27 protein-coding genes and 1 pseudogene are annotated in these 25,620 nt (G+C 72.7%); 10 read left to right on the top strand and 18 right to left on the bottom strand.

Annotated elements, in window-relative coordinates; all coding sequences use genetic code 11:
- Positions 1-280 precede the first annotated feature (280 nt).
- On the bottom strand, positions 281-976 hold the full coding sequence (locus tag ACGF0J_RS28945) for a TetR/AcrR family transcriptional regulator (RefSeq protein WP_393150666.1): 696 nt from the start codon (positions 974-976) through the stop codon (positions 281-283).
- Between the two features lie 100 nt (positions 977-1,076).
- On the opposite strand from ACGF0J_RS28945, the gene ACGF0J_RS28950 reads away from it, so the two are divergent.
- Positions 1,077-1,940 (top strand): alpha/beta fold hydrolase, encoded by an 864-nt coding sequence (locus ACGF0J_RS28950; RefSeq protein WP_393150668.1) that lies wholly within the window; start codon positions 1,077-1,079, stop codon positions 1,938-1,940.
- 70 nt (positions 1,941-2,010) lie between these two features.
- Here ACGF0J_RS28950 and ACGF0J_RS28955 read toward each other — a convergent pair whose 3' ends face one another.
- The 3 genes from ACGF0J_RS28955 to ACGF0J_RS28965 all read right to left on the bottom strand — a co-directional run bounded on the left by ACGF0J_RS28955 (position 2,011) and on the right by ACGF0J_RS28965 (position 4,273).
- Positions 2,011-2,445: a VOC family protein gene (locus ACGF0J_RS28955; RefSeq protein WP_393150671.1), complete on the bottom strand. Its 435-nt coding sequence runs from the start codon at positions 2,443-2,445 to the stop codon at positions 2,011-2,013.
- A gap of 179 nt (positions 2,446-2,624) precedes the next feature.
- Complete coding sequence (locus ACGF0J_RS28960; RefSeq protein WP_393150673.1) at positions 2,625-3,767, bottom strand: FAD-dependent monooxygenase; 1,143 nt, start codon at positions 3,765-3,767, stop codon at positions 2,625-2,627.
- On the bottom strand, positions 3,764-4,273 hold the full coding sequence (locus ACGF0J_RS28965; RefSeq protein ID WP_393150675.1) for a GbsR/MarR family transcriptional regulator: 510 nt from the start codon (positions 4,271-4,273) through the stop codon (positions 3,764-3,766). The genes ACGF0J_RS28960 and ACGF0J_RS28965 overlap by 4 nt, the downstream gene beginning before the upstream one ends.
- A 193-nt stretch (positions 4,274-4,466) precedes the next feature.
- On the opposite strand from ACGF0J_RS28965, the gene ACGF0J_RS28970 reads away from it, so the two are divergent.
- Positions 4,467-4,793: a PEP-utilizing enzyme gene (locus tag ACGF0J_RS28970; protein WP_393150677.1), complete on the top strand. Its 327-nt coding sequence runs from the start codon at positions 4,467-4,469 to the stop codon at positions 4,791-4,793.
- Positions 4,794-4,911: 118 nt separating this feature from the next.
- On the opposite strand, the gene ACGF0J_RS28975 is transcribed toward ACGF0J_RS28970, so the two are convergent.
- On the bottom strand, positions 4,912-5,769 hold the full coding sequence (locus ACGF0J_RS28975; RefSeq protein WP_393150680.1) for an SDR family NAD(P)-dependent oxidoreductase: 858 nt from the start codon (positions 5,767-5,769) through the stop codon (positions 4,912-4,914).
- A 52-nt stretch (positions 5,770-5,821) separates the two neighbouring features.
- Here ACGF0J_RS28975 and ACGF0J_RS28980 point away from each other — a divergent pair, with 52 nt between their 5' ends.
- Together ACGF0J_RS28980 and ACGF0J_RS28985 are read left to right on the top strand one after the other, a co-directional pair.
- Positions 5,822-6,286: a GbsR/MarR family transcriptional regulator gene (locus ACGF0J_RS28980; RefSeq protein WP_393150682.1), complete on the top strand. Its 465-nt coding sequence runs from the start codon at positions 5,822-5,824 to the stop codon at positions 6,284-6,286.
- 136 nt (positions 6,287-6,422) lie between these two features.
- Positions 6,423-7,343: an MBL fold metallo-hydrolase gene (locus ACGF0J_RS28985; RefSeq protein WP_393150684.1), complete on the top strand. Its 921-nt coding sequence runs from the start codon at positions 6,423-6,425 to the stop codon at positions 7,341-7,343.
- 103 nt (positions 7,344-7,446) lie between these two features.
- On the opposite strand, the gene ACGF0J_RS28990 is transcribed toward ACGF0J_RS28985, so the two are convergent.
- Together ACGF0J_RS28990 and ACGF0J_RS28995 are read right to left on the bottom strand one after the other, a co-directional pair.
- On the bottom strand, positions 7,447-7,653 hold the full coding sequence (locus ACGF0J_RS28990; protein WP_393151012.1) for a hypothetical protein: 207 nt from the start codon (positions 7,651-7,653) through the stop codon (positions 7,447-7,449).
- 37 nt (positions 7,654-7,690) lie between these two features.
- A pseudogene (locus ACGF0J_RS28995) lies at positions 7,691-7,930 on the bottom strand (RNA polymerase sigma factor); the annotation flags it as partial.
- Positions 7,931-8,094: 164 nt separating this feature from the next.
- Here ACGF0J_RS28995 and ACGF0J_RS29000 point away from each other — a divergent pair.
- The gene (locus tag ACGF0J_RS29000; RefSeq protein ID WP_393150686.1) at positions 8,095-8,595 is read left to right on the top strand and encodes a hypothetical protein; all 501 of its coding nucleotides are present in this window, start codon (positions 8,095-8,097) and stop codon (positions 8,593-8,595) included.
- 79 nt (positions 8,596-8,674) lie between these two features.
- Here ACGF0J_RS29000 and ACGF0J_RS29005 read toward each other — a convergent pair whose 3' ends face one another.
- The 3 genes from ACGF0J_RS29005 to ACGF0J_RS29015 form a co-directional block, all read right to left on the bottom strand.
- Positions 8,675-9,256, bottom strand: a complete 582-nt coding sequence (locus tag ACGF0J_RS29005; RefSeq protein ID WP_393150688.1) for a flavin reductase family protein — start codon at positions 9,254-9,256, stop codon at positions 8,675-8,677.
- Positions 9,253-10,476, bottom strand: coding sequence for a styrene monooxygenase/indole monooxygenase family protein (locus ACGF0J_RS29010; RefSeq protein WP_393150690.1), 1,224 nt, complete (start codon positions 10,474-10,476; stop codon positions 9,253-9,255). The genes ACGF0J_RS29005 and ACGF0J_RS29010 overlap by 4 nt, the downstream gene beginning before the upstream one ends.
- A 108-nt stretch (positions 10,477-10,584) precedes the next feature.
- The gene (locus ACGF0J_RS29015; RefSeq protein WP_393150692.1) at positions 10,585-11,559 is read right to left on the bottom strand and encodes an AraC family transcriptional regulator; all 975 of its coding nucleotides are present in this window, start codon (positions 11,557-11,559) and stop codon (positions 10,585-10,587) included.
- 234 nt (positions 11,560-11,793) lie between these two features.
- Between ACGF0J_RS29015 and gdhA the strand changes: the two genes are divergently transcribed.
- A complete protein-coding gene (gene gdhA, locus ACGF0J_RS29020) occupies positions 11,794-13,137 on the top strand; it encodes an NADP-specific glutamate dehydrogenase (RefSeq protein WP_393150694.1) in 1,344 nt (447 codons plus the stop codon).
- 6 nt (positions 13,138-13,143) lie between these two features.
- On the opposite strand, the gene ACGF0J_RS29025 is transcribed toward gdhA, so the two are convergent.
- A complete protein-coding gene (locus tag ACGF0J_RS29025) occupies positions 13,144-14,097 on the bottom strand; it encodes an NAD(P)/FAD-dependent oxidoreductase (protein ID WP_393150696.1) in 954 nt (317 codons plus the stop codon).
- A gap of 175 nt (positions 14,098-14,272) precedes the next feature.
- On the opposite strand from ACGF0J_RS29025, the gene ACGF0J_RS29030 reads away from it, so the two are divergent.
- Both ACGF0J_RS29030 and ACGF0J_RS29035 read left to right on the top strand, forming a co-directional pair.
- Complete coding sequence (locus ACGF0J_RS29030) at positions 14,273-14,998, top strand: LuxR C-terminal-related transcriptional regulator (RefSeq protein WP_393150698.1); 726 nt, start codon at positions 14,273-14,275, stop codon at positions 14,996-14,998.
- A 69-nt stretch (positions 14,999-15,067) separates the two neighbouring features.
- Positions 15,068-15,622, top strand: coding sequence for a hypothetical protein (locus ACGF0J_RS29035; protein WP_393150700.1), 555 nt, complete (start codon positions 15,068-15,070; stop codon positions 15,620-15,622).
- 32 nt (positions 15,623-15,654) lie between these two features.
- On the opposite strand, the gene mltG is transcribed toward ACGF0J_RS29035, so the two are convergent.
- The 3 genes from mltG to ACGF0J_RS29050 form a co-directional block, all read right to left on the bottom strand.
- Positions 15,655-16,578, bottom strand: a complete 924-nt coding sequence (gene mltG / locus ACGF0J_RS29040; protein ID WP_393150702.1) for an endolytic transglycosylase MltG — start codon at positions 16,576-16,578, stop codon at positions 15,655-15,657.
- Positions 16,575-17,087 (bottom strand): SigE family RNA polymerase sigma factor, encoded by a 513-nt coding sequence (locus ACGF0J_RS29045; protein WP_393150704.1) that lies wholly within the window; start codon positions 17,085-17,087, stop codon positions 16,575-16,577. Before ACGF0J_RS29045 ends, mltG begins: the two co-directional genes overlap by 4 nt.
- 113 nt (positions 17,088-17,200) lie before the next feature.
- Positions 17,201-19,327 (bottom strand): NACHT domain-containing protein, encoded by a 2,127-nt coding sequence (locus ACGF0J_RS29050; RefSeq protein WP_393150706.1) that lies wholly within the window; start codon positions 19,325-19,327, stop codon positions 17,201-17,203.
- A gap of 264 nt (positions 19,328-19,591) precedes the next feature.
- On the opposite strand from ACGF0J_RS29050, the gene ACGF0J_RS29055 reads away from it, so the two are divergent.
- The gene (locus ACGF0J_RS29055) at positions 19,592-20,182 is read left to right on the top strand and encodes an RDD family protein (protein WP_393150708.1); all 591 of its coding nucleotides are present in this window, start codon (positions 19,592-19,594) and stop codon (positions 20,180-20,182) included.
- Here the strand turns inward: ACGF0J_RS29055 and ACGF0J_RS29060 are convergent, their stop codons facing one another.
- Entirely contained in the window at positions 20,183-21,442 is a 1,260-nt protein-coding gene (locus ACGF0J_RS29060; RefSeq protein WP_393150710.1) for a polysaccharide deacetylase family protein, read from the bottom strand.
- 242 nt (positions 21,443-21,684) lie between these two features.
- On the opposite strand from ACGF0J_RS29060, the gene ACGF0J_RS29065 reads away from it, so the two are divergent.
- Positions 21,685-22,461 carry a hypothetical protein gene (locus ACGF0J_RS29065; RefSeq protein ID WP_393150712.1) on the top strand — a complete coding sequence of 259 codons (777 nt, stop codon included), beginning with the start codon at positions 21,685-21,687 and terminating at the stop codon, positions 22,459-22,461.
- Here ACGF0J_RS29065 and ACGF0J_RS29070 read toward each other — a convergent pair.
- Genes ACGF0J_RS29070 through ACGF0J_RS29080 form a run of 3 tightly spaced genes read right to left on the bottom strand, consistent with a single transcriptional unit; the run spans position 22,453 to position 25,612 of the window.
- Positions 22,453-23,412 carry a glycosyltransferase family 2 protein gene (locus ACGF0J_RS29070; protein ID WP_393150714.1) on the bottom strand — a complete coding sequence of 320 codons (960 nt, stop codon included), beginning with the start codon at positions 23,410-23,412 and terminating at the stop codon, positions 22,453-22,455. The two genes, ACGF0J_RS29065 and ACGF0J_RS29070, sit on opposite strands and share 9 nt — an antisense overlap.
- The gene (locus tag ACGF0J_RS29075) at positions 23,409-24,614 is read right to left on the bottom strand and encodes a hypothetical protein (protein WP_393150716.1); all 1,206 of its coding nucleotides are present in this window, start codon (positions 24,612-24,614) and stop codon (positions 23,409-23,411) included. The genes ACGF0J_RS29070 and ACGF0J_RS29075 overlap by 4 nt, the downstream gene beginning before the upstream one ends.
- Positions 24,611-25,612: a hypothetical protein gene (locus ACGF0J_RS29080; protein WP_393150718.1), complete on the bottom strand. Its 1,002-nt coding sequence runs from the start codon at positions 25,610-25,612 to the stop codon at positions 24,611-24,613. The genes ACGF0J_RS29075 and ACGF0J_RS29080 overlap by 4 nt, the downstream gene beginning before the upstream one ends.
- Between the last annotated feature and the right edge of the window lie 8 nt (positions 25,613-25,620).

The raw sequence follows: 25,620 nt of genomic DNA on the forward strand, positions 1-25,620 counted from the left end.
CGTCGCCCCTGGCCGGCTGGAGCCGAGACCGCGGCGGGAGGCGTCCCCGTCTCGGCCGACCGCACGCACATCACCGTGTGCGACCTGGATGGTGACGGTTATGCGGTCGAGGCCGAGTACGCCGCCTCGATGCTCGGCAATCCCCCGACGCAGCTGGATCTCGGCGGGGCCGCCGTGGCCGCAACCGGCGCACGCGTCAAGGTCGCCGCGGTGACCGATGACCTCACCCCTACCTGGGACCACGTCTGCCAGGCGATCACCCCCGCCACAGAAGCCGCGGTCATCGCCCACCTGCGCGGCGCCCTGGCCACCCTGCCGGCGAGGAACCGCCGACGGCCGGCCGCTGCTGATGGCGGCTCAGGAAGGTGTCGACGCCGTCAGCGATGAGGCGGTCGGTGAGGTCCTGGCCAAGGGCGGCCCCGATGGTGCTGACGATCAGGTGGGGGTAGACGGTCAGACCGAAGAACTGGATGACCGCGACCTCCATGTCGGCGATGTCCAGCTGGCCGCGTTCGCACATGTCGCCGAGGACCTCGCCGAGGACGCCGGCGGACTGGCCGGGCCCGCGCTGCCGGTAGGCCTGGCCAAGCTCGGGGAAGCGGCGCAGTTCGCTGGTGACGAGGTTGCGCAGCGCCACTCTGGCCGGGTCGGTGGCCGCGACCACCATGACGTGCGCGGTGCGGATCAGCGCCTCGCGCACGTCGTGGGTGTCGGCCAGGTGGGCGCGGAGCTCGGCCAGCGTGGCGTTGGCCTCGTCCATGGCCTGCCCGATGACCTCGGTGAAGAGGTCCTCCTTGCTGGCGAAGTGGTTGTAGACGGTCATCTTGGACACGCCTGCCGCGGCGGCGATCGCGTCCATGTTGGTGTCGAAGCCGTCGCGGACGAACATGTCCCGGGCGGCGGCCATGATGGCCTGCCGGTTGCGTTCGGCGCGCTTGCCCGACGGCGCGGACGTTCTGCTGCTGGCTTTGGTCACCTCGGCACCCTACCCCTAACTTGACGCTTCAGTACAAGAGAACTTTCCTGTACGGTACAGTCAAGTTACTCTTGGAGACTCATTCCCATCGGAGAAGCAGATGCCTTCCAGCTCGCCCATCACCACCTCCACCGGACACCTTCGCGTCCCCGGCGCCCATCTGCACTACGAAGTGCGTGGGCACGGCCCCCTCGTCGCACTCGTCGGCGCCCCGATGGACGCCGGCTCGTTCGCACGGCTGGCCGACCTCCTCGCCACCGACCACACCGTGCTCACCACCGACCCCCGCGGCATCAACCGCAGCCTCCTCGACGACCCCGAGCAGGACTCCACCCCCGACCTGCGCGCCGACGACCTGTTCCGGCTCATCGCCCACGTCGACGCCGGCCCTGCGGCGATCCTGGGCTCCAGCGGCGGCGCCATCACCGCGCTGGCCCTCGCCCAGACCCACCCCGAGCAGGTCCACACTGTCATCGCCCACGAGCCTCCGCTGGTCGAACTGCTCGACGACCGCGACCAGATCCACGCCCAGACCGACGACATCATCGCCACCTACCTCGCCGGCGACGTCATCGGCGCCTGGACCGCATTCATGACCCAGGCCAACATCGCCCTGCCCGAAGGCGCGATCGAGTACATGTTCGGCGGCGAGCGCGACCCCCAGCAGGTCGCCGACGAACGCCGCTGGTTCGCCCACGAGCTGCGCGCCACCAACCACTGGCAGCCGGATCTGGCCGCCCTTCGCGCGGCCAAGACCCGCATCGTGGTCGGCATCGGCGAGAACTCGACCGGCCAGGAATGCGACCGCACCTCCCGGGCGCTGGCCGCGGCCCTCGGCATCGAGCCCATGCTGTTCCCCGGCGACCACACCGGCTTCGTCGACGACCCCGGCCACTTCGCCACCCGACTGCGCGCAGTCCTGCGCGATGAGATCAACAGCGGCGCGGTACGAAGGGAGAGCTGAAGAACAGCCTTCCCCGTGGAAGCCGATCAGCGAGTCAGGTCTGTGTCGCGTTCAACGAGGTAGACGTTCGTCAGCCCAGGCAGAACTCGTTGCCTTCGATGTCCTGCATCACGAGGCACGACTCGTTTTCTTCATCGGCGGGCAGAAGCCGCACGCGTTTCGCGCCGAGAGGAATCAATCGTGCGCATTCGGCCTCAAGGGTTGCCAGGCGCTCCGCACCGACGAGTCCGGTGCCGACCCGCACGTCAAGGTGCAGCCGATTCTTGACGACCTTGCCTTCGGGAACGCGCTGGAAGTACAGCCGCGGACCGACACCCGAGGGGTCGCTGCAGGCGAACCATGAGTCCCGCTGCTCGGGCGGCAGCGTGCGATTGAAGTCGTCCCAACTGGCGAACCCCTCAGGCGGCGGCGGCGCGACATACCCCAACACCTCGCACCAGAAGCGACCGACACGCTCAGGTGAAGCGCAATCGAAGGCGACTTGAATCTGCTTGACGGATGCCATGGGAAAACCCTTCCATAAATCACCACGCATACCGTAATCGCCCACCGTGCACCCCAGCCGGAAAGATCCACAGCTCCGGCCTCGCGGGAGCATCGTGTGCTTCTGTGACTCGCCGTCCCTCTGACGATCATCTGGATGGACTGATCGACCGCTGACCACACCGGGTTCGTGGCGCGATGTCAGGGGGCGGGCAGGTGGGGTGGCCGCCAGCGCCAGGTGGCGTTGCCGTCGGGGGTCAGGCCCTTGCGCCACAGTGCGGGCGGTACCAGTCGCACCGTGGTCGTCAGCCATCGGTGGACGGCCGGTGAGGTGGTGCGGCGGCCGTCGGCGCGGGCGCCTCGCGCGGTCGCCTGGGTGCGGGGGCGGCGTTCGGCGTCGTAGCGGCGCAGCGCGGCCTCGACGGCCGGCTCGGCGGACAGGGCGGCGGCGAGCACGACGGCGTCCTCCAAGGACTGCCCGGCGCCCTGCCCGCGGTCGGGGCTCATGGCGTGCGCGGCGTCGCCGAGCAGCACCGCCCGCCCGTGGACGTAGGTCGGCAAGGGGTCGAGGTCGTGGATGTCCACGCGGATGACGGCGCCGTCCGGGGTGGCGGCGATGAGCGCCGGGATCGGGTCGTGCCAGTCCCGTACCTGGTCGAGGAGCGCGGCCTTCTCGTCGTCGTGGCGGACGCCGGGCCGGGGGCAGGTGGTGACGTAGGCCCAGTAGGCACGGTCGCGGCTCAGCGGGTGGATGAGGAAGTAGGCGCCGGGCCCCATGGTGACGCTGCCCGGCGGCCCATCTGCAGGGGCGACGCCCAGCCAGGCTGTGCGGCCGAGGTAGCGGGGCGGTGGCGCGTCCGGCCACAGCAGCCGGCGCACGCTGCTGCGGATGCCGTCGGCGCCGATCAGCAGGTCCGCGGTGGCCTCGCCACCGGTCCAGGTGACCGTCACCTGGTCCCCGCCCTGATGAAGCCCGGTGACTTCGGCGCCGGTACGCACCCATCCCGCGGGCACCGCTTCCAGCAGCAGCCGGTGCAGGTCGGCGCGGTGGAAGGCGAGCAGCGGTGTCGGGTCACCGGCGCGGGCCCGTTGCAGGTGGCGGCCGCCCGGCAGTCGCAGATTGCCGGCCGAGTAGGTGGGCACGCCGATCGCGCGGGCCTGCCCGCCGACACCGAGCGTGTCCAGGCAGCGCATCGCGTTCGGCGCCTGCGACATGCCCGCGCCGATCTCGCCCAGTTCGGCGGCCCGTTCCAGCACCACCGCCTGCCAGCCGATCCGGTGCAGCGCCACCGCGGCGGCCAGCCCGCCGATGCCTCCGCCGACCACGATCGCCTGCCCGCTCATGAATGCTCCTCGTCTGAACTCGCCTCGTCTGAACTCGCCTCGTCCGAATGCGCCTCGTCGTCGGTGCGCAGGGGCGGCGCCTTGGCGAACACGTCGGCCATCCAGGTGAAGGCGGTGTGCGCCTGCCGGATGCGCGCCGCGCGGTCGTCGTCCGGGCCTGCGAGGTCCAGCCCGTCCCTGGTGATGGCCAGGAACGAGGTGATCCCGGCGATCTGCTGCCGCACCACCACCTCCCAGGCGTTCTCGGCCATCCGGTAGTAGACGGTCCGTTCGCCAGGCCGGGTCCGCCAGGTCAGGAAGCCCATGCTGGTCAGCAGCCGCAGGTTGGAGGTCAGCGAGGCGCGGCTGGCGCCGATGGCCTCGCTGATCTGCCCGGCCGACTGCTCCGGCGGATCGCAGATCATCAGCCAGCCCAGCACCCGTCCTGCGATGGGCGGGACCCCGTCGCGGGCCAGGTACATGGCCACGCGCTCCACCCACTCCAGCAACCGATCCTGTTCGCTCATACACACCCCTGTTACAGCTATTTCAGTATGAACTAAAACTCATGCAACCAGATTACCCTCGAATGTCTCGGGACGTGCACATGGAGAGCCGGGAAGGCTGGTCGGCCCGCGACGCCAGCCTGCCGGACGACGCTGGGCCGCCGCGCCCGATCGGCGCAGCGACATCTACGACGCGCGCGGCCGCACGGCCCCGGTGAGCGAGACCGTGACCGGCTTCCCCGGCGCACCCGGCGTGATCGAGGGCGTCGCCCGGGTGATCTCCAGCCCCGAGCAGGGCGACCGACTCAGAACCGGTGAGATCCTGGTGACCACGCTGACGAACGTCGGCTGGACACCCATGTTCCCGCGCGCCGCCGCCGTGGTGACCGACATGGGCGCACCCCTGTCACACGCCTCGATCGTGGCCCGCGAGCTCGGCACCCCCGCCGTCGTCGGCACCGGCAACGCCACCATCCGGCTACGGGACGGCGACCGGATCCGCGTCGACGGCGAGCGCGGCACAGTCGAGTTACTCAGGTGATCGCCGAACCCGAGTCACTGAGTGATCGCCGGACCGCGTCCCGGATGATTCCCCAGGTGAGAGAGCTTGCATGGCCGCTCTGACAGGCTCGTCGCCTTGCCGTCTCGACCGTGCGCTCTCAGGGCCAGGCGGGGGCGCCGGTGGCGGTCTGGGAGAGCGACCACAGGCGTTCGCGGGCCGTCCGGTCGTGGGCCGAGGCCGGGGCGCGGACCGGGTTGAGGTGTTCGTCCACGTACGGCCCGGGCAAGCTGCCGTCCCAGGTGGCGAGGCGGGCATAGGTATCGCCCAGGCGTTCGGCGGGGGCGGCCATGCGGTTCTTGGGCGCGTACAGGACGCGCAGCAACCGCGGCATGGCGGCCACCCGGTCCGGGTCGAGGCGTACGGCGGGGACGCGGACGCAGGTCGCCTCCAGGCACCCGCCGGCCTTCTCGGCCAGGGTGAGTGTGGTCATGATCTGGGCGAGTTTGGCGTGGTAGTAGGCGCGGGTCGGGCTGTACCAGCTCGGGTCGTCGAGTTGGTCAAAGCGAATCCGGATGCGGGGCGTCGACAGCAGTCCCTTGCTGGCGACGTTGATCACGCGAGGTCGGTCGGCGGCGGCGAGCAGCGGGCCGAGGTGGGCGGTGAGCAGGAAGGGGCCCAGGTGGTTGGTGGCCCAGAACAGTTCATGGCCGTCCGCCGTGAAGCGCGGCTCGCGGAGTGTCTGGTCGAAGACGGCGGCGTTGTTGATGAGCACATCAAGGTGGCCGACGGACTGAGCGAGCTGGTCGGCGGCGGCCTTGACGGAGTCGGGCATCGACAGGTCGGCGTGGATGAGGGTGGCCGGGTGGGGGGCGTGGGCGTTGATGTCGGCCAGTGCGGCGCGGCCACGGCCGAGGTCTCGGCAGAGTGCCAGTACGTGGTGGCCGGCGGCGGCGAGGGTGCGGGCGGCGCGGAAGCCGATCCCGGAGTTGGCGCCGGTGATGGCGATGGACAACATGTCGTTCATTCTATTCTGTTCGGAACGATCCGAACAGAATAGAATCGGGTGTGTGGCCAGTGCTGAGGAGTTCGTGGAGAGTGCGGGGCTGTACTTCGAGCGGTTGGGACTCAGTCGTACGGCGGGGCGGGTGGTCGGTGTGCTGCTGATCGATTCGGAGGACTCCGTTGACGCCCCGGGGCTGTGCGAGCGGCTCGGCGTGGCCAAGAGCAGCATGAGCGTGGCTCTGGGGCAGCTCGAACGGGGTGGGCTCGTGGAGCGGTTCCGCCCACCCCGAGGGCGGCGCGATCACTACCGGCTTACCGAGGACGTCTTCGGGCGTGCGTTCCGGGCGAAGATGGCGGAGTTTTCGGCGTTCGCGCGGCTCGCTGAGCAAGGGCTGGCCGTCGTCGGCGACAATCCTGAGAGCCGGGCCAGATTGGAGCTGATGCGCGACATGTACGGCTTCATGGGCCGCGAGTTCCCCAAGCTTCTCGATCGATGGGATGGAGAGCGCCGGCCCGATCGTCGACTCTGATCAACCGGTCCTGTCTCGTCCGCGTCAGCCGCGCCCCGGCGTGGGCGGGGGCGTGCGCGGGGACGAGCCTGGGCGACATGAAGCCGGTGGTAGGGCGCGTCATCACCGGCGTGCGAGGCGTGGCAGGATCGCGGCCATGTCCCTCAGCGTTCCCCGCCTCCGGATCGGCTCGACCGAGATCATCGCCCTCGCCGACGGCGAGGGCCCCTTCTTCTCCCCGCGCGCCGAGGCCTTCCCCGAGGCCACGGCCGCCCAGTGGGCCGAGGCCGACCGCTACGACCCCGGCGCGGTCGACGCCGAGGGCCGCTGGCGGCTCCAGTTCCGCGCGTACGCGATCCGCAGCGACAAGGGCCTCACCGTCGTGGACGCCGGTATCGGTCCTGCGGACGGCCCGGCCGCCTCGTGGGCGCCCGTGCCCGGTGCGCTCCCCGAGTCGCTCGCCGCCGCGGGCATCGACCCGGTGGAGGTCGACACCGTGGTGCTCACGCATCTGCACACCGACCACGTCGGATGGGCGGTCGTGACCGAGGCGGTCGTGACCGAGGCGGTCGTGACCGAGGCGGCCGTGACCGAGGCGGCCGTCCCGTCAGCGGGCGCCACGGTGGACGGCAACCCTTCGACCAGCGGCGCCGCCGCGCCCGGCGGCCGCCGCCCGTACTTCCCGAACGCCGAATACCTGCTCCAGCGGGCCGAGTTCGACGCGCTCGACGCGCTCAACCCGCAGCTTCGCGAGACCCTCACCGACCCGCTCGCGGCGGCCGGTCGGCTCCGGCTCCTCGACGGGGACACGCCGCTGCGCGCCGGGCGCACGGTCGCCACGCCCGGGCACACGCCCGGTCACCAGAGCGTGCTGGTCGCCGACGGGGACGAGCTGGCGCTCGTCACCGGTGACCTCCTGGTGCACGCGCTCCAGTTGCTCCACCCCGAGCTCGCCTACTCGCACGAGATCGACCCTGAGGCGGCCAGGCGCTCCAGGGAGCGCCTGCTCCGTCGCGAAACCGCCACCGCGCTGCATCTGGCGACACCGCATCTGACGGAGCCGTTCATCTCGGTGTGATCGCAGCCCTGACGGAGCTCGGCTTGGAAGTTCAGCCCCACGGCCTGCTGACGCTGATCGCCGATCAGCACGACGCGCGAACCGGCCGCGCACAGCCGCTGCGTCAGCCGAGCTGCGTCGGGTCGTGCACCGGGACGCACGGCTTGACCGGGCCCTGGATCACCGACGCGTTGAGCTGGGACTTGAACGGCCCCTTCGGGTTCTCGGTGAACTCCAGCGCCACCGTCTGGCCCTTTCCGACATGGCGGGGATCGATGACGAAACTCTTCGGCCCCGGCCTGGCGACCTTGTAGTGCACGGACTCGCGCAACTCCTCCGGGCTGGGACTCCCGCAGCGCCCGCCGCCGCTCGGCCGACAGCGTGTTGCGCGCGACGCCGTACAGCCACGCGATCTCGCTGCCCCTGCCCGGACGGTACGTGTGCGCCGAGTCGAACACCGCGAGGAACACATCGGCCGCCAGGTCGGCGACCATGTGCGGGTCGTCGACCCGGCGTGACAGGAAACGCGTGACCGCGTCGATGTGCCGCCGGTAGAAGGCTTCGAACGCCACGGGGTCGGTGGCGAGCTTTCCCCGTTTGAGACGCACCGGCCTTGCTCCCTTCGTCGATCTACACCCGTACTTGGTGAGAACCGGCTGAAGGCTTACAGATCAACGGGCTGGGACATGCCGGCTGCCGACGGCGCGGCAGGCCGTCGGCTGGTGATGAGATCATGAGCCGTCCGCCGACAGCCCGTCCCGGGAGCTCCTCAATGTCCACCGACATGTACGGTGTCCGCGTCCTCGGCGTCGATCCCGGCGCGCTACGTGCGCGGCTGCGAATCTTCGTCGTGTACTACCTGACCCACGAGCAGACGCATGCGTCGCTGCCCGACGGCGACGATCTGGGCTTCTTCTTCAAGATGCTGTGGGACGCGGCATACAACCACCCGGAGTTGGAGCCCTACGACGTACTGATGGTCACCATGGACCAGTTCCTCGATGACGACTGGGTCGACGCCAACAGTCAGCGCTACGTCCGGCAGGTCACCCGGGTCGCCGCCCGAAACCATCCGGTGACCGGCGACCACTGGGCCGGTCTGGAGGACTTCTACTACGAGGACGACGGTCAGTGGCAGGACGAGGACCGGCTCGTCCAGGCGGACTACGACGTCGAGGTCACCGATACGCGTTGGCTGGCGGCGCTGTTCCCCGGCCATAGCTGGGGAACCCCGGTGTACTCGACGTCGCCCTCTCCGCCTCCCTCCTGCTGATCGCCTGGTGGCCCAAGTGACCACCGGATCGTGGACGGGGTCGGAGACGTCCCGTATGTGACGCGCCGCCCGGTGCCTGTCACGAGGGCCGGGCACCGGGCGTCCCTCCGGCGAGGGAACCCGCCGGGACGTGCGGGGCGCTCTGCCGGTGGGGCGCTTTCCGTTGCGGGTGGTGGGCTCGTTGGGGCCCGCCCGGCGAGGAGGCCAGCTCGCGGTAGCGGCCGGAGTGGAAGACCAGCGGCTCCCCTCCCGACCGCTCGTAGTGCTCGACCCGGCCGACGAAGATGTGGTGGTCGCCGCCGTCGTGGACGGTCACCGTACGGCAGGCGAACGTGGCCAGGGCTCCGGCGAGCACCGGCAGCCCGGCGGGGGTGGCGAGCACGTCCACTCCGGCGAACTTGTCCGGCGCCGGCGTCGCGAAGCGGCGCGACAGCTCGGCCTGGCCGGCGGCCAGGACGTTGACCGCGAACTGTCCCGCCCGCAGGAAGACCGGCGCGCTGGGCGCGCGGTCCGACAGGCACCACAGCACCAGCGGCGGATCGAGGGAGACCGAGCTGAAGGAGTTCACCGTCACCCCTGCCCGCTCACCGCTCGGGGTCACGGTGGTGACCACCGCGACCCCGGTGGCGAACTGCCCGAACGCCTCGCGTAGCGCCCTCATGCCGCGACCCGGTCGAGGTAGGCCCGCGCCTTGTCGGCGTCCATGAACCATTCGGCGTAGTCGGCGGGCTCGTCGAAGCCGTTGACGAAGCGGGAGGCGATCTCCGGCACCTGACCGGCGGCGCCGAGGAGCGCCAGGTGGTGCGGTTCGGCCGGGGCGAGCAGGGCGTTGGTCCAGCGGGTGACGTGCTGGGCCGCTGCCCAGAAGCGGTCGAAGGTCCGCTGCATCCAGGCCGCGTCGAACGGCTGCTCGCCGCGGTCGAGGATGGCCCGCAGGTAGGTGGCGGCGCACCTGGCGGCGTTGTTGCTGCCCTGCCCGGTGATCGGGTCGTTGAGCACCACCACGTCGGCCACCCCGAGCACCGGCGCGCCCGACGGCAGGACGGCGACCGGGCGGCGGACCGTGGGGCTGAAGCGCCCGGTCAGCACCGCGTCGGCGTCGGTCAGCTCGATGCCGGAGCAGCGCTCCGCCTCCCAGGGGAAGAACCGCTCCACGATCCGGCGGCTGCGCGCCAGGTGTTCGGCGGGGCCGCGCACGTCGTCCCAGCAGTCCATCGGCCCGCCCGGCACACCCTCGAACACCATGATCTCGCACGGGCCGGTGTGCGTGAGGGCGGGGAAGACGAAGTACTCGCCGACTCCGGGCAGCAGGTTGAAGCAGACCGCGGAGTAGCCGGGCCGGGGGGTCATGCCGTTGACGTAGGTGACCGCCAGCGCCCGCTGCGGGGCGCTGTAGGGCGAGCGCGCCGCGTCGCGCTCGAACAGCGAGGCGATCTCCCCCTTCCCGGCGGCGACGAGGACCAGGTCGTACTGGGTCGCGTAGGTCTCCAGGTCTCCGGCGGTGACGTCGTGGATGACGAGCTTGCCGCCGAGCCGTTCGACCTCCTCCAGCCAGGCCGGCATCTTCATCCGCTGGTCGATCGAGACAGCGGGAGCCCGCAGCCGGGCCGCCCAGCCGAGGGCCTGGTCACCCGCCGGGCCGCCGACGGCCAGGGCGATGCCCTCGATGGGCGGGCAGACGTCCGCCCACCGGTCCAGGCCGAGCGCCCGCTCGTGTGCCCGGGCGGTGCCGAACATGCACTGGCCCGACATCACCCGGCCGTCGCGGATCGACTCCGGGGTGCGGTTGGAGACCACGGTGACGTCGTAGCCGTTCTGCAGCAGACCGATGGCCAGGTGCAGACCGGCCTGACCGGCGCCGACGACGAGGATTCTGCGCATGGGCGGTGTCCCTTCGGTACGGTGGAGTGTCACCTGAAGCTACGGCCGGGGCCACCGGGTGAGCCATCCGCTCAGCGCGGATCCCGTCCCGCCGGCGCGGGATGCGCTTCACCCGTGTCGCAGGGTCTGCGACGGGTGCCGGTCGTACCTCTGGCGGTAGAGCGCGGCGAACCGGCCCTGGTGCAGAAAGCCCCAGCGGGCGGCCACGCTGGTGACGGTGCAGCGGGCCGGGTCCCCGGCGGTCAGGTCGGCATGCGCCCTGGCCAGCCGTACCTCTCTGAGCTGCGCCATCGGCGTGCGGCCCACGTGGGCGCGGAAGCCCTCCTGGAGGGAGCGGCCGCTGACCGCCACAGCGCGGGCGACGTCCTCGGTGGTGATCGGGAGATGGGCGTGCTGCTCCATGAACTCCAGCGCGCGGCGCACCACCTTGGGCAGCGCGGGCGGGCGGGGCGCCGCCAGCCGTTCCCAATAGTTGGAGGGCTGCATGGTGAGCAGGGAGGTGAGCAGCCCGTTCTCCAGGTGGGCGACGGCCAGTGGTTGCGCGGCCAGCCCGTCGTCGTACTCGGCCTCGCGGACGATCAGGTCGGCCATGCCCCGCCAGGCGCGCGCCCAGCCCGTGGTCAGGTCCATGCCCAGGTGGAAGACGACCGGCCGGTCGAGCGGTTCGCCGAGCAGTTGCTCCAGCGAACGCTCGACCGCCGCGCGCTCGAACTTGACCAGCAGTTGGGGGTTTCCCGCCGCCCACCGCATGTCGAGGTGCCGCGTCGGGGAGGGCAGGGCGGCCGTCGCCGGGGTCGAGACGATCTCCTGGTCCCCGCAGCGGATCAGGCTGCGCCCGGCGAGCGGGATCATCACCAGGAAGAAGGTGTCCAGGTCGCCCGGCTCGATGCGGACGTCGGCCCCGTAGTCGAGGTAGCTGATCCGGACCGAGCCGAACTGGACGGAGTTGAACCGGGCCGACAGCGGGGACGCCGTGCCGGCCAGGTCGAGCCGGTGCGGGCAGAAGACCCGGGCCACCTCGTCACGGACCTCGTCGAGGTCGCTGCTGGCGAAGACGGGCCTGTTGCCGAGCAGCACTTCCATCGACTCCCCCACTCCGGCGACCTGTCAGTCGGATCATCGCTGGGGACGTCTCGGCGTTCCACGTAAAAGGACGGGTTTCGCGCGGGCCGGCGTCGCCCTGCGCGATCACGGGGTGATGCGGGCACAGGTCCAGGACCATCGGTGGGTCGCGCCTCATCTCAGCGGCCGGGTCCGGCTCACTTTCGGACGACCCTTATGGTGAGGAAGGCGTATGCGAGGGACCTTGGAGAGCACGTGTTGCACGAGAAACTGTCATCGATCTACGACAACGTCCTGCACCGCAACCCTGGGGAGATCGAGTTCCACCAGGCGGTGCGCGAGGTGCTCGAAAGCATCGGCCCGGTTCTGGGCAAGCATCCCGAGTACGCCGAATCCAAGATCATCGAGCGGATCTGCGAGCCGGAGCGGCAGATCATCTTCCGGGTGCCGTGGGCGGACGACCGGGGCGAGGTGCACATCAACCGCGGCTTCCGGGTCGAGTTCAACAGCGCGCTCGGGCCGTACAAGGGCGGGTTGCGCTTCCACCCGTCGGTCTACCTGGGGATCGTCAAGTTCCTCGGGTTCGAGCAGATCTTCAAGAACAGCCTGACCGGCCTGCCGATCGGCGGCGGCAAGGGCGGCTCCGACTTCGACCCGAAGGGCCGCTCCGACGGCGAGGTGATGCGCTTCTGCCAGAGCTTCATGACGGAGCTCTACCGGCACATCGGCGAGTACACCGACGTGCCGGCCGGGGACATCGGCGTCGGCGGGCGGGAGATCGGCTACCTGTTCGGCCAGTACAAGCGCATCACGAACCGCTACGAGTCGGGCGTGATCACCGGCAAGGGGCTGGTGTACGGCGGCGCGCAGGTGCGCACGGAGGCCACCGGCTACGGGTGCGCGTTCTTCGTGGACGAGATGCTGAAGGCGCGCGGCACGTCGTTCGACGGCAGGCGGGTCGTCGTGTCCGGCTCCGGCAACGTCGCGATCCACACCATCGAGAAGGTGGAACAGCTCGGCGGCGTCGTGGTCGCCTGCTCCGACTCCTCCGGCTACGTCCACGACGAGAAGGGCATCGACCTGGCGCTGCTCAAGCAGATCAAGCAGGTCGAGCGCGGCCGGCTGGACGGGTACGCGACGCGCCGCGGCTCGGCCGTCACCTTCGTGCCCGGCCGCAGCGTGTGGGAGGTGCCGTGCGAGGTGGCGATGCCGTCCGCCACGCAGAACGAGATCACCGGCCGCGACGCCGCCTTCATGGTGGACAACGGCTGCGTCGCGGTCGGCGAGGGCGCGAACATGCCGACCACGCCGGAGGGCATCAAGGTGTTCCGGGAGGCGGGTGTCGCGTTCGGCCCGGGCAAGGCGGCCAACGCGGGCGGCGTGGCGACCAGCGCGCTGGAGATGCAGCAGAACGCCAGCCGCGACTCGTGGACGTTCGAGTTCTCCGAGCACCGGCTGGAGGAGATCATGCGGGACATTCACGACCGTTGTCTGCAGACGGCCGACGAGTACGGCATGCCGGGCGACTACGTGGCCGGCTCCAACATCGACGGGTTCCGCCGGGTCGCCGACGCGATGCTGGCACTGGGTCTGATCTAGGCCGGCTCAGCCGCGCCGGGCGGCCACCGCGCGGCGGGTCTCCTCGGCGATCAGGTCGGCGTTGATCGCCGCTCCCGCCTTCACGCCCGCCGCCGCCGACCCGATGACCTGCTCCAGCGGGTTGGCCACGTTCCCGGCCACCCACACTCCGGCGACGGAGGTCGCCCCGGTGGGGTCGGCCGGGACGTGGCTGCCGACGACGTGACCGTCCCTCTCCAGGTCGGCGGCCTCCAGACCCAGCGCGGCCAGCATCCCGGCGCGCGCGGTCATGCGCGAGGTGATCGCGACCGCGTGGCAGTCCACCACCCGGCCGTCGGCCAGCTCCAGCCCGGCGATCCGGTCGTCGCCCACCCGGACGCCGGTCACCCGTCCCTCGACCACGGTGATGTCCCGGGCCGCGAGCTGCTCGCGGTCGCCGGCGGTGAGTTCGGGCGCGGTGTGCGTGAAGAGCTTCACGTCCCCGCTCCACTGCCGCCACATCAGCGCCTGGTGGACGCCCAGCGGACCGGTGGCGAGGACACCGATGGCCTGGTCGCGCACCTCCCAGCCGTGACAGTACGGGCAGTGCAGCACGTCGTGCCCCCACCGCTCGGCCAGGCCGGGCACGTCGGGCAGCTCGTCGACCAGGCCGGTGGTGACGAGCAGCCGGTCGGCGCGCACCGCGGACCCGTCGCCGAGGACGACGCGGAAGCCCCCGCCGTCCAGGCGCTCGGCGCTCACCACCTCGCCGGTCACGAACTCGCCGCCGTAGCCGGCGACCTCGGCCCGCCCGACGGCCAGCAGCTTCTCGGGCGGGGTGCCCTCGTGGCCCAGGTAGGCGTGCACGCCGTCGGCGGGCGCGTTGCGCGGGCTGCCCGAGTCGACCACCAGCACCGAACGGCGCGCCCGGCTCAGGGTCAGCGCCCCGCTCAGCCCGGCGGCCCCGCCGCCGACGACCACGACCTCGTACCTCTCGTTCATGCGATGTCCTCTCTCGTGGGATGCACCACTATCGGCCGGGTGCCGCTGAGTGAGCAAACCTGTTTGCCAGAACGGCAAACCGGCCCGCCGGGTGAGGAGTCGCCCGGCTGCGGGAGAATGGATGCCCGAGAAGGGCCGCGCCGGATGAGGCCGGCACGGCCGGCGAAGGAGGCGTGTGGACGAGCGCGTGTCGCTGGCCCAGCTCGCCCGGCGGCTGGAGGAGGTCGTCGGCGAGCTGCGCGGCATCCCCGTCGAGGTGGAACGGCTGGACGACAACGAGCTCGTCCGGCAGCAGATCGCGCGGGCCGCCGCCACCGCGGCCGAGTTACGCGCCATGCACCCGATCGGCTCGCCGGACAAGGGCCGCCAGGAGCAGCAGAGCAGGCGCCACGTGCTCGACGAGCTGCGACGCGGGATGGCGATGCGCACGATCGTCCATGCGAGCGTGCTGGACGACCCGCGCAAGGCGGCCCGGATCAGGGAGCTGCACGCCTCCGGTGACCTGCACCGGGTCATCGACGAGCCGATCCAGCAGCTCCTCGTCTTCGACCACGCGGTGGCGTTCGTCCGGATCACCCCCGTCCCCCGTTCGCCGGGCGCGCTGATGATCCGGCAGCAGGGACTGATCGCCAACCTCATCGACCTGTTCGAGCGGACCTGGGCCAGGGCCAGGGAGGTCAACGAGCCCACCCACCGGCTGAGCCCGCGCGAGCGCGAGGTGCTCGCGCTGATCGCCGAGGGACGCTCCAACGGCGCCATCGCCCGCGCCCTGTCGATCACGGAGGCGGCCGTCGGCAAGCACGTGGCCAGCGTGTTCGCCAAGCTCGAACTGCCCACGACCCAGGACGACAACCGGCGGGTGCTGGCGGTGCTCGCCTACCTGCGGGGCACGGCGAGGTAGGGCCTGCCCGACCCCGGCCTCGCCCCAACCCCCGTGCGGGCGAAACGCTGCACGCCCTTCAATGGGGTCATGCAACGAATGAATGGATTACTGGTGGGTGCGGTCTTCGGCGCGGTCTTCGTCGTCGTGAACGCGCAGAGCCCGCTGAACAGCGTGACCGTGAACGTCCTGCGGGTGGTCGCCGTCCTGGCCGCGGCGAGCGTGGTCGCCATGTGGTTCGCCACGGCCCGCCGTGAACGGCCCACCGCCGCGGGGCCGCGGCGCAACATGTTCGGCCGCGGCTATTTGATCATCGTCGCCGCCGAGGTGATCCTGCTCTTCGGCGGGATCCGGCTGCTCGCCGCCTGGGAACAGCCCGAGCAGATGAACGTGGCCTGGGTGGCGTTCGTGGTGGGCGTGCACTTCGTCGCCCTGGCGCCCGTCTGGAAGGACTGGGGGATCGCCGTCCCCGGCGCGGTGCTCACGGTCCTCGGCGTCGCCGGTCTCGTGATGGCCGCCACCTCCGCCGTCACCTGGGTGCCGCTCGTCAGCGGCGTGCTGTCCGGAGCGGTTCTGCTGGCCGGCTCGGTCACCTTCGGCTGGCGCGGCATGACCGCCGCCTCCCCGCGGGGCGTGGCCGCCTAGCCTCCGCCGCGCCGACCGCGGCGGAGGCGGGGTCACTCCGAGGGCCGGTTCCTCTCCCGCTCGTCGACGAGCCGACGGAACTCGGCCTCCGAGGCGGCGAACTTGAGTGTCTTCGGGCCGGTGGCGACGAAGTGCAGCCAGGGGCCGGGTGCCGGATTCAGGGCGGCGCGCAGGGCGGCCTCGCCCGGGTTCGCGATGGGGCCCGGGGGGAGGCCGCGGCGGCGGTAGGTGTTGTACGGGGACCGCGAGGTGACGTCCCGATCGGAGGCGGCGACGCCGTGCTTGCCGAGGCCGTACAGGACCGTGCTGTCCAGTTGGAGGGACATGCCGCGGTCGAGGCGGTTGCGGATGACGCGGGCGACCCTCGGCATGTCGCGTTCGTCGGGCGACTCGGCCTGGACGAGGGAGGCGATGATGACGACGTCCCGAGGGGCTCGGTCCGCCGCCAGCCCGACCTTCTCGGCGGTCCGGGTGAAGCGGGCGACCATCGAGGCGAGGACCTCGGAGGGCGTGGCGGTGGCCGGGATGTCGTACGTGCCGGGGTGGGCGAAGCCTTCCATCCCGCCCTTGGCGTAGGGGGGCAGGCCGAGGGCCGTGCCGTCCTTCGCGGCCTCGGTGAAGACGCCGACCGGCTTGCCGGTGGCGGAGGCGAGCCGCTGCAGGGTGTCGGAGAGCCGCAGCCCTGGAGCGACGGTCACCCTTGCCGTCGCCGGGGCGGGCTGCGCGGCCGCGTGCGAGGTTCGGGGAGCAGGGTCGGACAGGGCCCGGACGGCGAGGGTGGAGCCCAGGGCCAGCACGGTGACGGCGGCCGCCGCGGCCAGGGCCAGGGCGGGCCGATGGAAGGGCCGGTGGGCGGGCCGCTCGCGGCCGGACCGGAGGAACCGGTCCGGGTGCGGGGGCGGCTCCTCGGCGGCCATGTCGGCGAGGGTCTCGCGCAGCACCTTCTCGATGGTCATCCGAACTCCTTCACGGCACTCAATTCGGGGGCGGCCTTCTTCAGGCGGTCCAGCGAGCGGTAGATCTGGCTGCGCACCGAGCCCACCCGGACTCCGAGCAGCCGCGCGATCTCCGTCTCCGACAGGTCCTCGAAGTAGCGGAGCACGAGCATGGTCCGCTGGCGGGGCGTCAGCCGGTTGAGCGCCGCGCGCATCACCAGGCGCAGGTCGGCGGCGTCGGCGTGCCCGTCGCCGGGCCGGTCGGGCGGCAGGCCGGTGGACACCTCGGCGACGCGGGACCGGCGCCGCCACCAGCTCACCTGCTCGTGGTACATGGCGCGGCGGACGTATCCCTCGATGGCCGCCGGGTCGCGCAGGTCGCGCCATCGCGCGGCCGTCTTCGCCAGCGCCGACTGCACCAGGTCCTCGGCGGCGTGCCGGTCGCCGGTCAGCAGGTACGCGGTGCGGAACAGCGCGCCCGACCTGTCGATGACGAACTGCCGGAAGTCCGCCTCAATGCCTGGATCCACCCGTCCTCCTCGCGATGTCACCCACCAAGGACGCGGGCGACACGCCGATCTATGCCTGGGTGCCGGAAAGAGTCTGCGCCGGCACGCGCCCAGGGATCAGCCCGGGGAGCGCGTCAATGGACGTTGTCGGGCCCGGTGGAGGTGGGCGTGAGCGAGCCGTCGTCCGGCGGCGTCGCCGCTTCGGCGGCGACCTTCGGCAGGTGCTCGGCGAGGTGGTCGCGCAGCAGTCGGTGCCGGAACTCGTAGGAGCCGCTGACCCGCTGGAGCACGCCACGCCTGCGCGCGTCCTCCAGGAAGCGCATGAGCCGCAGCGGAGCCGAGCCGTGCGCTGCCAGCCACAGCCGGGTGGTGGTGAACCGGCCCCAGGCGCTGGAGCGCAGCGCCATCAGCCCGAGACCGGCGGCGCCGAGCCCGCAACCGGCGACGGCGCCCAGCAGCGCGAGCGCGGTGGGCGGCAACTCCATGATCGGCAGTGCCCCCAGCTCCGGGCGGTGCCCGTCCTGCAACGCCGCTCCCAGGTATGCGCCGCTGAACGCCCCGGACACCCCGCCGGCCACCCAGGCGGCCAGCACGGCCCGCCGGTCGTTGGCCAGCAGGGACGCGGGGGTCACGACTTCCAGCGGGTTGACCGGCTCGCTGACGTGGCGGGCCATGGCGAAGGTGAGCCCGCTCAGCGCGCCGCCGACGACGACGTGGAAGGGTGACGCGTACAGGAACGAGACGATCAACACGCAGGCGGCGGCGCCCATCGCGCCGAAGCCGAGCAGCCGGAACAGCTCGTGCGCCGGGGCTCCGGGGAGCAGGCGGAACCCCGGGCGCGCCCGGCGCGGCGCGTCCTGCGGGGCCGGTTTGACGACGAGCGCGCCCACTCCGCCGGCGGCGAAACCGATCCAGAAGCCCAGCCACGGACGGCCGAAGACGCCGAAGTGGGCGGCGGCCAGGCCCGAGCAGACCACGACGGCGAGGACGACGGCCTGGACCCGGAACACCCAGCCCGGCACCGCCCGGTGCAGCCGCCACCAGGCGAGCCGGCCCGATTCGTCCACCTGGCCGGCCAGGAACTCCAGGTAGCGTCGGGCCTCGTCGGGCGGGGTGGGCGGCGGCTTCTCGTCGGGTCGGGGGGTGAACGCCTTGCCGACGAAGCTGTCCAGCAGGTGCCGCCGGATCCGGTCGGCGGCGTCCGGCCCGGTCGCGGCGAGCAGCTCGGCGGGGACCGGCTCGCCACCGCGGGCCACCGCGAGGGAGAGCATGAGCGGCGTGCGCAGCGCCTCGGCGAGCGGACCGGCCGGGTTCTCGCGGAGCCGGGCGGCCAGCGGCGCCAGCCGGTCACCGTTGGCGCCGGGTTCGTGGCGCAGGAGGTGGTCGCGGCTCTCCTCGGCGCGCAGCGGCTGCAACCGCACGACGAGGCCACGCCGGAGCACGTGACCGGCGTTGGCCACGGCGAACGTCTCCGTCCGGCAGCTCAGCACGAAGGACCGGCCCTCCGTCTCCTCGTCGATGCGTCGCAGCGCCGAGACGGGGTCGGCCACCTCGTCCAGGCCGTCCAGGACGGGCAGCACGTGGCGCAGGGCCAGCTCGGCGGCGACCCGCCCGCCGTGCCTCGCCGAGCCGACGAAGGGGTAGGCGGTGCGCAACTCACCGGTCATCCACTCGTACAGCGGGACCTCCGGGTCCCACGAGGAGAGCTGGAACGGCACCGGCACGAGGGGCCCGGTGTCGCCGAGTTCGAGGGTGAGCAGCACGCACGCCGACGTCTTGCCGGCGCCCGCCTCGCCGGTCACCACCAGCCGGGTCATCGCCCCGGTGCGCACGTGGCGGGCGAAGCCGCCGGTCAGCCGGGCGAGGGTGCCGTCGGTCGGCAGGGCGGCCGCCAGCCGGGTCGTCCGGTCGGAGCCGGGCGCCGCCTCCCAGCGCAGCTCGGCCCGGACGCCCTCGTACAGGCCGCGGTGGCGCTCCTCGTCCTTCCAGCTTTCGGTGACCTTCTCGGCCAGCGCGGGCACGCACGCGCGCACCGCCTCCTCCAGAGACTCCTCACGCCGGTCACCGCCGCGCAGCAGCGGCACCGCCACCGCGATGATCGCCGCGAACACGGTGATCACGCCCGTCCACGTCTCCTGTGGCGCGAGCGTGCCGTCGCGCGTCCCGATCCAGGCCACGGCCACGGTGGCGGCCAGGGTGGCGGCCAGGGTGAGCGCGAGCAGGAGGGAGGCGAGGGCGACAGGCCGCCTGCGGAGATTCACGACCGTTCCCCTTCGGGCAGCACGGACATGGCCGGTACGGCGGGCGAAGTCGGCGGTCGCGGTAATCCCGCGGCCAGTCGCGCGCAATGCGCCGAAGCCCTGAAATCGGCGTTCCCCTGCCTCATCCCCACTCCCGCCGGCCCGGTATCCGAGCCTGTCACACGAGGGTCGGGCGGTAAAGCACACCTTTTCTCGAAACCCCCCGAGAAACCGTCAATTCGGTTATTTCACCTTTAATGATCATGGGGCAGTACACTGGCAGCCATGTCGGTCGCCCCCGAGGTCGCCGAGACGACCACCCTGGCCGCGAGACGTCACCGATTCTCGGCCCTCCTCCTCGACCACCTGCTCTTCTCGCTGCTGTACGCACCCGGCTACCTGCTGTCGAGCGGGACGGAGAGAACGGACACGCCGAAGCTCGAAGACATTCTCCAGCCCTATGCCGGAAATCACGACTGGTGGATCGAGGCGGTGTCCATCATCCTTTTCGCCGCATACTTCTGCGTTCAGCACGCCCTTTGGGGACAGACGCTCGGCAAGCGGCTGTGCCGCCTCAAAGTGGTGTCACGGGCGACCGGAAACCCGCCGGGTCTGGGCCGCTCCGCGATTCGCGCCCTCATCCATCCCGCGCTGTTCGGTGTGCCGCTCGTCGGGCTGCCGCTGTTCCTCGTCAATGCGATGTCGATAATGGCCCATCCGAAACGCAGGTGCCTGCACGACATGGTCACGGGCACCGTGGTGATCGACCTCAGCGACCGCGCCCACCGGCCCGGCGGCGGGTTCCTCTTCGCGCTGGGTCTGGTCGTCTCACTGCTCGCCGCTCTCGCGCTCGCCTCCGTGTTGCTGACGCGGTGATCACGGCCGCCGGCCCTGGTAGACGAGCCTGCCCGGGGCCGTGCCGAGCAGTTCGCTGACCGTGACGAAGTGGTAGCCGCGGGCGGACAGCTTCTTCAGCACGCGCGGGATCGCCTTCACCGTCGTGGGGTGGATGTCGTGGAAGAGGATGATGCCCCCGGGCCGCGCCTGCTTGACCGCCACCCGGGCCACCCGCGCGCTGCTGCGGTAGCGCCAGTCCAGGGTGTCGACGCTCCACATGATCATCGGCTGCTTGGCGTGCTTGCGCACGTAGGCGTTCTGCGCGCCGTACGGCGGGCGCATGATGGTCGGCGCGACCCCGGTGGCAGCCTTGATCGCCTTGGCGGTGCGGGCCAGGTCGGCGCGGATCGAGGCGGCCCGGAGCGTGGTCAGGTCGCGGTGGGACCAGGAGTGACCGCCGATCTCATGGCCGGCCGCCGCGGCTCGGCGCACCAGGTCTGGGTGGGCGACGACGTTCTGCCCGACGACGAAGAACGTGGCGCGGGCCTTGCGGGCGGCGAGATGGCGCAACAGGGTCGCGGTGTGGGGGCCGGGCCCGTCGTCGAAGGTGAGGGCCACGCACTTGACCCGCCGGCAGTCGGGCCCGGTAGGCGCGGGCGTGGCGGGCGCCGGGGTGGGCGTGCCGAGGGCGCCGCGGATCGCGTCGGCCAGGGTGTCGGCCAGGCTCCTGGGCGGGGTGCCCGGCGAGGTCGTGGTGGTCGGCCCGGCCGTCGGCGGGACCGTGGTCGGCGGGGCGGTGATCGTCGGCGGGACCGTGGCCGGGGGGACCGTGGCCGGGGGGACCGTGGCCGGGGGGACCGTGGCCGGGGGGACCGTGGCCGGCGGTGGAACGGTGGCCGGGGGGACCGTGGCCGGCGGTGGAACGGTGGCCGGCGTCGCCGGTGACGGGGTGGCCGCGGCGCTCACCGGCGCCGGCGCGGTCCCCGGAGTGCCCCCCACGACGGGGCGCGGCAGCGCCGCCAGCGCGCCGCCCCCCTGGACGTCGACCACCCCCGCGTCACCCACGCCCGCTAACCCGCCCGCCGCGACCGGCGCCGGCGACTCCGCCGGGCCGGCCACCGGCCGCCCCGGCCGGTCGACCGCGCCAGGCCGGTCCGGGCCGTCCACCGCGCCGGGCCGCTCCGCCGCGTGCCCGGCCCCGCACGCCGTGGCCAGCAACCCCACCGTGGCGAGCACCGCCGCAGCGAGCCGCGCCGTGCCCCGCCGCGTCCGCCGGCCCGACCTCGCCCTGTCGCTCATGCGCTTCCTTCCGTGCACCGTGTCGTGCGCTCCCCCACCCGGACCGGAACCCCCGCGACCACGGTGATCCGGGCGTTCCAGTCGGTTGGACAACCGTCGTGCCCAGATGGTTCGCGATGATCCGCACGTGACCGAAGTCGTCGCGCGGAGGCGGCGCGGAGCGTGGTGGAGCATACGTGACAGAGTGGTGACAGCGCCGCCTACGAGGCTGCCTCTCGTACCCGTCGAGAGGAGTGAGGCAGATGACCACGATGAGCAGAGCGCTGACGGTTCCGGCGCACTACAGCGGCCCGGGCGGGACGGCCGACGGCGGCTGGGTCGCCGGCACGGTCGCGTGTCATCTGCCCATGGGCGCGACCGTCGAGGTGACCTTGAGCGCGCCCGTCCCGGTCGGACGGGCGCTGCGCGTCGAACGCGCGGCGGGTGACGACGGCTCGCAGCATGTGCGCCTGTACGCCGAGGGGGGCGGCGACGTGCTGGCCGAGGCGCGGGAGGTCGACGAGCGGCCGCTACCGCCGCCGTTCGTGCCGCCCGAGGAGGCGGAGCAGGCCGGCCGGGCCTTCCCCGGGCGGGGCGGGCACCCGACGCCCGGCTGCTTCGTGTGCGGCCACCGCCCGCCCGGCGAGGGCCTGCGCGTGCGTCCCGGGCCGACGGGGTGGCCGGACGAGTACGCGGCGCTCTGGCGGGTGCCCCCCGAACTGGCCGAGTGGTCGGCCACGCTGCCGCTGAGCCACGTGTGGGGCGCGCTCGGCTGCCCCACCGGTTGCGCGCACCTCGGCGCCGGCGGGTACGCCGTGCTGGGCCGCCTCACCGCCCGCGTCCGCGGGTCGGTCTTCACCGGCGCCCCGTACGTGGTCGTCGCGCGGCAGGAGGCCCGGCGGGGAGGCAGGCTGTACGCGGGCGCCGCCCTCTACGAGACCGGCGGCGCGCTGGTCGCCGCGAGCCGGGCCGTGTGGGTCGAGGAGACGCCGTCCTCTTGGACCGGCGCAGGGTCGCGTGGGACGCCGCCGTCACGGTGACGGCGGGCGGCTGGGGGGCGGCGGTCCGGGCCGGCCGCCGGTCAGCGTGTCCTCGGGGAGCAGCGGCACGTTCGCGTCCCTCACGACGTAGCGGGGCAGGCGGTCCGACTCGCGCAGCAGCCGCTGCACGTACCGGCCGAGCAGCGCCACCGCCGCGAGCGTCAGCGCGGACAGCAGGAGCTGGGCGGACAGCAGGAACGGCGCCGGCCCGGCCAGCCCGACGGCGGCCAGGACCACCGCCGCGACCACGCCCGCCGCCGCGGCCGCGTACACCAGGGACAGCGGCCGCCAGGAGAAACCGAAGAACAGCTCGAAGGCGTGACCGGCCAGCCGCACCGGCCGGAGCTTGGACCGGCCCGCCGTGCGCGGCCGGTGGGCGACCGGCGTGACGGCGTAACGGGCGCCGACGAGGGGCACCGCCGGGATGAACCACGGCAGCCGCAGGTCGGTGATCGTCCGGGCCACGGCGGTGCGGACGAGCCGGAACGTGGAGGCGCCGCGTGGCAGGTCGATGCCGAAGACGCGGCGGGCCGCCCAGTGCAGCCCCGCCGAACCGGCCCGGCGGACCAGCGGGTCGCGCCGGCCGCGCCGCTCGCCGAACACCACGTCGTAGCCCTCGGCGGCTGTGGCGAGCAGGGACCAGATCTCCTCCGGCGGCACCTGGAGGTCGGCGTCGCACTGGACGGTCCACGGCAGACCGGCGTAGCGGAAGCCCGCGGCCATGACGGCGTCGTAGCCGAAGTTGCGGGTGAAGGACAGGTAGCGCACCCGCGGGTCCGTCTCGGCCAGCCGGCGGATGCGGTCGAGCGAGTCGTCGGTGCTGCCGTCGTCGACGAACAGGATCTCCAGCTCGCCGACCTCCTTCAGCGCCTCGACCAGCTCGGCGTGGGCGGTCTCGACCTGGGCGCCCTCGTTGTAGCAGGGGACCAGCACGGTCAACCCGGTGTTCACATGTGCCTCCTCAGCACGAGTCCCAGGACCAGACCCTGCGCGCCGAGCGCGTACACGGCGCCGGCCGCGCCCGCGTACGGGATCGCCAGCGCCCCCAGCGCCGCCACCACCGCCCACGCTGCCACGACCGCGCCGGCGCTGGCGCGCAGCCCGGCCTCGCCGGTGTTCTCCAGCACGAAGATTCCGAAGCTTGCCACCGCGTTGGCGGGGAGCAGCGACAGCAGCAGGGCGCCGAGCGCGACCGGCGAGCGGGTGCCGGCCAGCCCGGCGAGCAGCGCGGCGCCGGCCACGACGAGCCACCCGGCGCTCACCAGGACCGACACCCCGGCCACCCGGCGTGCCAGCGCCCGCGTGCCGCCGCCCGCCGAGCCGAGGTGGAGCACCAGTCGCGGCTGGTAGATGCGTTGCACCGTGTAGATCACCGAGGTGGCGAAGCCCCAGCCGAGGACCATCACGTAGAGGTCGCCGCTCTGCCCCGCGTACGCGCTGACCGACAGTTCCACGAACAGGGTGCCGATCATGGCGTTGGCCATCACGTCGGCCGCGCCCATCAGCGCCACGGTGCCGGCGACGATCCCGCGCAGCCTGGAGCGGGCCCGGCCGCGACTGCGCGGCAGGCCGGGCAGCAGGGCCATGTTCAGCGCGGTGACCAGGGCGAGCAGACCGGCCAGGTAGCCGGTGGGGCGCAGGTGGACGGCGAACGCCAGCCCCGCCATGGCGATCATGCCCACGCCCAGGAGGGCGAAGTGGACGGTGTCGCGGGTGTAGCGGCCGAGCGCGCGGTGGACGGCGACGCCCAGCATGCCGCACCCCAGCGAGACGTAGTAGGCGACGGCCAGCAGGTAGATCGTGACCGTGGAGTCCGGCGCGACGGCCAGCGCCGCCGCGGCGGCCACGGTGAACGGCAGGGGGACGTAGGCGACGACGGCCCGCAGCATGGCGGCGATCTGGTCGCGGGTACGGCGGGCGCGCGGCAGCAGGGTGAGCGCCGCCTTCTCCGGGCCCGACTGGACCACCATGCTCAGCCAGCCCACCGCGCCCACGGCGGCGGCATAGGCGTTGAAGTCTGCGCGGCTCCAGGCGACGACCAGGACGGCCGCCGAGCCGTACAGCAGGAGGCGGAAGGTGGCGCGCCCGCCCAGCAGCGTCAGCAGGCGGCGCGCCCCGATGCGGTGAGAGGCGGCTGCCTCGGCCGCGCTCACCCGCCCTCTCCGCCGGTCGCGCCGGGGGGTCGGGCTGCTGCGACGTCGGTCGGAGCCGGCACCGGCGCGTCCCCGTGGACGGCTGTGGCGGCGCGGGCGAGGTCCGCCGCCACGGCGTCGCGCAGGGGGCGGGCGCCGGCGTCGAGGTAGGCGAGCAGGGCCTCGCGGACGCCGTCCGCGCCGAAGCGCTCCCGCACCCCCGGCACGGACGGCCCCTTGTCCACCCCGAACAGGGCCGCGAACAACGTTCTGACCTGCTCGGTGGTGAACGTCTCGGGCGGCGTCAGCAGTTCCTCGACCGCCTCCGGGGCGGGCGGCGGCGCGGGCGGCGCCTCCAGCCAGGTCGTGGACCGGCCCGCCGTGGCCAGCCAGCGCCGCAGGTGGGCCACCCGCTCGGTCACGTACGGGGACTCCTGGCCGCCCAGCCTGGCCACCGCGAGGACGGGGTCGTAGCAGGTGGCGTGCAGGGCGGCGCACACCTTGTTGAACGCGGGCGGCTTGGCGGGCAGCCGGTCCAGCGGCACGTCGCTGACCCGTTCGAGGACGGCGCGGGCCTCGGCGGCGGTGGCGGCACGGGCGACCAGGGCGTCGAAGTCCTTGTACCAGCGGGCGAGGGTGGCCCGGTCCGGCGCGTCGGGCACGATGGCCTGCCCGGTGGCCTGCCCGGATGTCTGCCCGGATGTCTGCCCGGGGCCCGGCGGGGCCTCCTGTCGTACCCAGCGGACCATGCGGGCGGGCATGAACGCCGCCAGCGGGTCATCGGACTCCGCCGCTCCGGCGGGCGCGGGGACGGGGGTGGGAGTGGACTCGGGGGCGGGCGGACGCTCCTCGCGCCCCGGGTCCGGGGTCGCAGGCGGGTCCGGGGCGGGGGGCGGGGGCAGGGCGGCGCGGAACACCGCGCCGCACGACCGGCAGGAGTAGCGGGCACGGCCGATTCGCCAGGGGTGCGGGTGCCCGCACTGCACGCAGTTCATGACGGAGTTCCGCAGTCTGTCCACAGGATCTC

Source organism: Nonomuraea sp. NPDC047897, from assembly GCF_043204415.1.
Taxonomy (GTDB): domain Bacteria; phylum Actinomycetota; class Actinomycetes; order Streptosporangiales; family Streptosporangiaceae; genus Nonomuraea.

What these genes read in the sequence shown, in the direction of transcription:
- ACGF0J_RS28950 (WP_393150668.1), top strand. Translation starts at nt 1,077, where the DNA reads ATGCCTTCCAGCTCGCCCATCACCACCTCCACCGGACACCTTCGCGTC.
- ACGF0J_RS28955 (WP_393150671.1), bottom strand. Translation starts at nt 2,445, where the DNA reads ATGGCATCCGTCAAGCAGATTCAAGTCGCCTTCGATTGCGCTTCACCT.
- ACGF0J_RS28960 (WP_393150673.1), bottom strand. Translation starts at nt 3,767, where the DNA reads ATGAGCGGGCAGGCGATCGTGGTCGGCGGAGGCATCGGCGGGCTGGCC.
- ACGF0J_RS28965 (WP_393150675.1), bottom strand. Translation starts at nt 4,273, where the DNA reads ATGAGCGAACAGGATCGGTTGCTGGAGTGGGTGGAGCGCGTGGCCATG.
- ACGF0J_RS28975 (WP_393150680.1), bottom strand. Translation starts at nt 5,769, where the DNA reads ATGTTGTCCATCGCCATCACCGGCGCCAACTCCGGGATCGGCTTCCGC.
- ACGF0J_RS28985 (WP_393150684.1), top strand. Translation starts at nt 6,423, where the DNA reads ATGTCCCTCAGCGTTCCCCGCCTCCGGATCGGCTCGACCGAGATCATC.
- ACGF0J_RS29000 (WP_393150686.1), top strand. Translation starts at nt 8,095, where the DNA reads ATGTCCACCGACATGTACGGTGTCCGCGTCCTCGGCGTCGATCCCGGC.
- ACGF0J_RS29005 (WP_393150688.1), bottom strand. Translation starts at nt 9,256, where the DNA reads ATGAGGGCGCTACGCGAGGCGTTCGGGCAGTTCGCCACCGGGGTCGCG.
- ACGF0J_RS29010 (WP_393150690.1), bottom strand. Translation starts at nt 10,476, where the DNA reads ATGCGCAGAATCCTCGTCGTCGGCGCCGGTCAGGCCGGTCTGCACCTG.
- ACGF0J_RS29015 (WP_393150692.1), bottom strand. Translation starts at nt 11,559, where the DNA reads ATGGAAGTGCTGCTCGGCAACAGGCCCGTCTTCGCCAGCAGCGACCTC.
- ACGF0J_RS29025 (WP_393150696.1), bottom strand. Translation starts at nt 14,097, where the DNA reads ATGAACGAGAGGTACGAGGTCGTGGTCGTCGGCGGCGGGGCCGCCGGG.
- ACGF0J_RS29035 (WP_393150700.1), top strand. Translation starts at nt 15,068, where the DNA reads ATGCAACGAATGAATGGATTACTGGTGGGTGCGGTCTTCGGCGCGGTC.
- mltG (WP_393150702.1), bottom strand. Translation starts at nt 16,578, where the DNA reads ATGACCATCGAGAAGGTGCTGCGCGAGACCCTCGCCGACATGGCCGCC.
- ACGF0J_RS29055 (WP_393150708.1), top strand. Translation starts at nt 19,592, where the DNA reads ATGTCGGTCGCCCCCGAGGTCGCCGAGACGACCACCCTGGCCGCGAGA.
- ACGF0J_RS29060 (WP_393150710.1), bottom strand. Translation starts at nt 21,442, where the DNA reads ATGAGCGACAGGGCGAGGTCGGGCCGGCGGACGCGGCGGGGCACGGCG.
- ACGF0J_RS29065 (WP_393150712.1), top strand. Translation starts at nt 21,685, where the DNA reads ATGACCACGATGAGCAGAGCGCTGACGGTTCCGGCGCACTACAGCGGC.